Source organism: Candidatus Bathyarchaeota archaeon (assembly GCA_026014685.1).
GTDB lineage: Archaea > Thermoproteota > Bathyarchaeia > Bathyarchaeales > Bathycorpusculaceae > Bathycorpusculum.
Genome location: JAOZHW010000020.1, coordinates 1 through 5340 on the forward strand (window position 1 = coordinate 1; position 5340 = coordinate 5340).

Consider the following 5340-nt stretch of genomic DNA (forward strand, 5'->3'; position numbering starts at 1 on the left):
GAGGTTAAAACATGGAGGCCGCATCCACTCACACATTTTGTCTCTTTATATAAGGGAGGGGAGGTAGCTGCTGAGACGTCGCGTGATTTCCAGCTTTTGCGGATACGGATTCGTATGCACCCAAAAATAATGAAGTCTAGTCACCCCAGAGCAAACAAAAAACAGAACGTAATCGGCTAATCAGCGCGCAAATATACGCGCTTGGGTAGTCAGGGTTTTTCCCATGCCTCAATCAGCCCTACTATGGCTTTTGCTTTTGGGGTTTCGCTCAAGCGGTACATGTGCACTCGCCCATACACCCGCTCTTCGAGGACGCCTTCGCCTGTGAGGATTTTTAGGTGCTCTGCTGTTGCGGTATAATTCATTTTTATCCGCCGCGCCACATCGCTGACGTTTAATTGCCCCAGTTGGTAGATTAGTTTTAGAATTTTCATACGAGGCTTAGATGAGAGGACTTCTTCGAGTTCCACTATGTATCTCTCTCCATCTGCGCTAAACTGTCGCTTAGTTGCCGCTCCAGCTCCACCGCTGGAATCGTCGGCAGCGAAACCCGCGTCGTGCGCCCCCGCGTCTCCGCCGAAGCAACCTCAGTTCTCAGCACACCTAACTTGGTCAGGTACTGTGCATAGTTCCAAAGCTGCGTGTGGCTGTTGGCAGTTTCGCCGTATTCCTCGCAGAGCACCGCGTAGGTTTTCTCGATTTCCGTGAGTGCTGCGTAGACTTCTTCGTTTTCTTTAAAGTACCGCGCCACAGCCAACAAAAAGAGGCGTTCATGCAAACCCAACGATGCAAGTTCGCTGCGCCGCAAACTCGGCACAATACTGGAAATCGCCAAGCGTACACATTCAGGCTCCAATGCTCCCGCGTTCTCTGCATCCGCATACTTCCCCGCCCGCCAAAGTAACTCGATACCGAAACGTGCGTTTCCCGTTTCAGAATAAGCCAACTCGGCAACCAAATCCACCACGTCCTCGCTGACCGCGCCCAACTCAAAAGCCAACGCTACACGATCGTTTAAGATGTCTTTTAACTCGGGTTTGCCGTAACGTGTCAGGCTGATGATGCTGCGCTGCAGGGTGCTTTTGGCGCTTTCGTCAAGTTGCGCTGTGGCATCGAGGTTACGCATTATGAAGATGAATGAGAGCCGCTGCGGTTTACCCTGCCTCATCTCCTGCAGGCGGGTCAACTTGTAAACGGCGTCGGAGCCCTCTTTTTCGATGAGACTGTCGAATTCGTCGAGCGCCAAAATCAAAGTAGCTTCCTCCTCATCGAGCACCTGCATCAACGCCGCGAGCACTTCTTCGGCGCCGTAACCCCGCGCAGGATAATTCGGACGAAACGCCACAACCGCCCGATGCAGAATCGGTTGAAGACTCCCGCGGAACTCTCGGCAGTTCACGTGTACGTAGCGGAATTTGATGCGGCGTTTGTTGGCTTCGGAAGTCATGTTTGAGCCGAAGTGCTGAGCAAGCGCAGTTTTCCCAGTACCAACATCGCCAGTTAAAATCACGCGTTGTGCCATCCGTTCTGGGCAGCGTAGAATGAAGCTGAAGAATTCAAAGAGGAGGCGTTGTTCTTTTTCGCGGTGCGGCAGCTTCTGTGGTATGTAGTTTATGTCCAGTTTGGATTCGTCTTTGAATACGCTTTGGTGCGCCACAGGTTTTTCCTCTGGCAAGGTGTATTGGTTTGGAGCAATATTATGTTTTCAGTCCCCAAGAATGCATTCGATATTTGGGATATAGATAGGTAAAGTTTAGTTTGTAAACAAAAGGCTAATAAATGAATTCTCCAATCCATATTTTCCGACACCAAAATGATACCGAAATACTTCTTTTTCACAAAAGGAGTTGGCAAACACAAAGAACAACTCCAATCTTTTGAATTAGCACTCCGAGACGCAGGCATCCAAATGTGCAACCTAGTCAGCGTATCCAGCATCGTCCCACCAGGCTGCAAACTCGTCAGCCGCGAAAAAGGTCTCAAAATGATCCACCCAGGCGAAATCACCTTCGTAGTCATCGCGCGCAACGCAACCAACGAACCCCACCGCCTCGTCGCATCCAGCGTTGGCGTCGCCATTCCCTCTGGCAAAAACCAGTACGGATACCTCAGCGAGCACCACAGCTTCGGCCAAACAGACGAAACCGCAGGCGACTACGCCGAAGACCTCGCAGCAACCATGCTCGCCACAACCATGGGCATCCAGTTTGACCCCGAAACCGCATGGGACGAACGCAAAAAAATCTTCAAAACCACAGGCTTAATCATCAAAACCGACAACACCACCCAATCCGCAGCAGGCGACAAAAACGGACTCTGGACAACCACCGTCGCAGCCGCAGTACTGGTTCCAGCAGAAAACGGCGACAACGTAAAAGAATAAAAAAAATCGTTTAGCAAGTTTTTCAACTTGCATGTTTCTTATGTTTTAAAATTTTACGACTTTTGCAGCTATTTTTCTTTGAAGAAAGCTTCGAGCTTTGAGTTGCTTGCTTTACGCAGGACCAGCGCGCATTCTTTGGGGTCCACCGCCTTAAACTCTAACCCCATCGACACCAACAGCCGCTGTACATCTTTGCCGAGACTTGGGGCAGCGAGGATGGCGCGGACGGGACGGTGCGTTTTGGCTTTGATAGGTTCGATGTATTTTGCTAGTTGCAGCACGTTTTCTTTGGATGCGGTTTTGCGTTTGACTTCGACGATGACGAGTTTGCCGTCTTTGTCTTCGCCGTAGATATCCACGAACCCAGGTTCCACATGTTTCTCCCAACTAATCGGCTTAAAGCCTGCTTCGAGCAGTTCGGGTTTTAGTAGAATCGCTCGGTGCATGTCGTCTTCGCTGGCATGCAGCAGAAACTCGCCGCTATCCAACAAATTCATAGCTGAAACCATCAGCACTTCTGAGAAGGTGACTTTGACGGTTTCTCTGGGTTTCTGGCGCACCCCATGCACGTCCAGTTTTCCGTCTTTTATTTCCACATGAAAAACGGCGCCGCTGGGCTGCCAATTCACGGGTTCATACCCAGTTGGGCGATGCACAAGCAGCGAACCGTCGGATTTAATGATCAAGAGCCTTTCGCCATAGTTCAGTGTAGAATTGGCTCTGCCTGCGTAATGCACATGGCAGTTTCCTGCGACTAAGAGTGTTCTGCGTTGGCTGAAGGCTTTCTCTATTAATGCGGCGGCTTCCGCCAAAGATGGATGTGTTAAGACCAGGATTTTGTTGTTAGGTGCCTGCAAGTGTGTTCAGCTAACGTATTTATGGCTGTGCTTGGGTACATAAGAATTCTTGAAGGAACACACGCTATGGCTTGGACAAGCAAGCGCAGAGTCATGCACGCCTACAACGTAACCGCAGAAATCTATGATGAACGCTACTCAGAAGAGCAACAACGGAAATACCGAAAAGCTCTCGAAAATGTTGACGTCGCGGATGATGCGGTTTTGGATGTGGGTTGCGGTTCAGGTTTATTCTTTAGTCAAGTCGCCTCAAAAGCGAAAATAGTTGTGGGCGTGGATGTTTCGCTGGGTTTGCTCAAGAAAGCCAACGAGCAAGCGAAAGTGTTTGGGAATGTTTTTGTGTTGCAGGCAGACGCTGACCATTTACCGTTTCGCGCGGGCGTTTTCGGCGGGGTTTTTGCGTTTACGGTGCTTCAGAATATGCCTAAACCAGCCCAAACGCTCCTTGAACTCAGAAGAGTCGCCAAAGGCAGCGGCAAAATCGTGGTGACTGGGTTGAAGAAGGCGTTTCGGCTTGAGGAATTCATGGATTTGCTTGAGGGCAGCGGAATGTCCATCTCTGCGTTTGTTGATGAGGAGGCAATAAACTGCTATCTCGCCACTTTAACGGCTTAGTAGCTGCACGTCTGCCACTTCGCCCGTGTCTGCCCAAACTCCAACTGCCGCTTGGTTGATTCCGCCTGGATAGGTCTTGTCCAGCTGCACCACGACGTACCAGTATGGAACTAGCGCCACAGAGTTGTCGCGCGGATGAGGCAGAAGCTGCACGGAGACGGTTTCTTGGGCTTTGAAGTCGCTGGTTTGGGTGCCGTTTATGGTCCAAGTCATGGCAGCTATGTAGTTTTTGGCGGTTGTGAGGGCTTGGTTTTGGTTTATGTTTAGGTCTGTGTTGCCGATTGTGAAGAGGAAGTAGCCGTCTGTTAACGCTGTGAGGACGCCTTTGTCGAAAGTCATGCGCAGACTTTTAGCTGAAAAGTCGATGCCGCCCTCGGTGTACATCCAGAGAAACTCGGCTGCGCTACCTTGATGGGTGATTTGGAGTTTCATGTTGCCTGAAACCACAGTTGTGATGTTTCCGCCTGTTTGTTTGACTGAGGCAAGCAGGGTGCTCATTTCGGCGAGGTATGCGTCGCCTGAGTAAGTTTTGTATCGGTTGAGGGCGGCTTGGGCGGCTTCCAGTATGCTGCCTGAGGGGTTTTCGGTGAGGATTGGTGTGCCTGCTTGAGTGGTGAGTTGGTAGCGGCTTAGATGGTTCTCTCTGAAGCGGAAACTCGCCTCCAAACTGCTCGATGAGGCTGTGAGGCGGTATTTTAGGACTTCTTCAGCCACGTCAAAGTCTTCTCGGTACTCCAACGTGTTGCTTTGCAGGGTGATTTTGTATTGTTTGGCTTCAAGCTGGGTGACGTTGCGTAGAAAGTCAGCGACTTTGCTTGTGCCGATTCCCCATGAGAGCAGATGCTGATTCTCGGCTTCGAGGCTGCTCTGTTCCTCTGCCAACCGCGCCAACTCAAGGTACTGGATGACGCCGAAACCTGAGAGAAGCAACACCAAAATCATCAGGGCGGCGAAGGCTGCTTTCCATTTGCGCGCCAACTTTTTGGGGCGTCTGGTTGCGAGTTCGGGGGCTTCCTGCACGCCTTTCATGGCGCTGACGGTGGCTTTGCCGAAGCTGGAGAGCTGGTAGTGTCCATCAGGGGTTTTGGTGATTAATTCGCCGAGGCTTTCAAGATGATAAGTTAGATGCGAGCTGGATACGCCGACGAATTCCACCATCTCCATAAACGAGAGGGGCTTGTCGTTTAGGATGCGCAGGATTTGGCGTCTAACGGGATGCTTGAGTGATTTGAACATGATAGAGTAGATTTCTTCTTCACTGTTTCCCATGCATTAACCAGCCGCTAAAGCAGTATTGTGGATGTTGGGGTATAAAACTTGCCGAAAGCACTCTGCTCGGGGGTGACTAGACTTCATTATTTTTGGGTGCATACGAATCCGTATCCGCAAAAGCTGGAAATCACGCGACGTCTCAGCAGCTACCTCCCCTCCCTTATATAAAGAGACAAAATGTGTGAGTGGATGCGGCCTCCATGTTTTAACCTC

6 protein-coding genes are annotated in these 5340 nt (G+C 50.6%); 2 read left to right on the forward strand and 4 right to left on the reverse strand.

The genetic code is table 11. The annotated features are described in order from the left end of the window. Positions 1-209 precede the first annotated feature (209 nt). Together NWE96_11070 and NWE96_11075 are read right to left on the reverse strand one after the other, a co-directional pair. On the reverse strand, positions 210-470 hold the full coding sequence (locus NWE96_11070) for a winged helix-turn-helix domain-containing protein (GenBank protein MCW3984513.1): 261 nt from the start codon (positions 468-470) through the stop codon (positions 210-212). Beyond that, positions 470-1657, reverse strand: coding sequence for an ORC1-type DNA replication protein (locus NWE96_11075; protein MCW3984514.1), 1188 nt, complete (start codon positions 1655-1657; stop codon positions 470-472). Before NWE96_11075 ends, NWE96_11070 begins: the two co-directional genes overlap by 1 nt. Positions 1658-1813: 156 nt before the next feature. On the opposite strand from NWE96_11075, the gene NWE96_11080 reads away from it, so the two are divergent. Continuing rightward, on the forward strand, positions 1814-2383 hold the full coding sequence (locus NWE96_11080) for an arginine decarboxylase, pyruvoyl-dependent (GenBank protein MCW3984515.1): 570 nt from the start codon (positions 1814-1816) through the stop codon (positions 2381-2383). A 68-nt stretch (positions 2384-2451) separates the two neighbouring features. On the opposite strand, the gene nucS is transcribed toward NWE96_11080, so the two are convergent. Then, a complete protein-coding gene (gene nucS, locus NWE96_11085) occupies positions 2452-3240 on the reverse strand; it encodes an endonuclease NucS (protein ID MCW3984516.1) in 789 nt (262 codons plus the stop codon). On the opposite strand from nucS, the gene NWE96_11090 reads away from it, so the two are divergent. Then, the gene (locus NWE96_11090) at positions 3241-3855 is read left to right on the forward strand and encodes a class I SAM-dependent methyltransferase (GenBank protein MCW3984517.1); all 615 of its coding nucleotides are present in this window, start codon (positions 3241-3243) and stop codon (positions 3853-3855) included. It abuts the gene before it with no gap. Here the strand turns inward: NWE96_11090 and NWE96_11095 are convergent. Then, complete coding sequence (locus NWE96_11095; GenBank protein ID MCW3984518.1) at positions 3844-5124, reverse strand: winged helix-turn-helix domain-containing protein; 1281 nt, start codon at positions 5122-5124, stop codon at positions 3844-3846. The two genes, NWE96_11090 and NWE96_11095, sit on opposite strands and share 12 nt — an antisense overlap. Positions 5125-5340: the final 216 nt, after the last annotated feature.

What these genes read in the sequence shown, in the direction of transcription:
- NWE96_11095 (MCW3984518.1), bottom strand. Translation starts at nt 5,124, where the DNA reads ATGGGAAACAGTGAAGAAGAAATCTACTCTATCATGTTCAAATCACTC.
- NWE96_11080 (MCW3984515.1), top strand. Translation starts at nt 1,814, where the DNA reads ATGATACCGAAATACTTCTTTTTCACAAAAGGAGTTGGCAAACACAAA.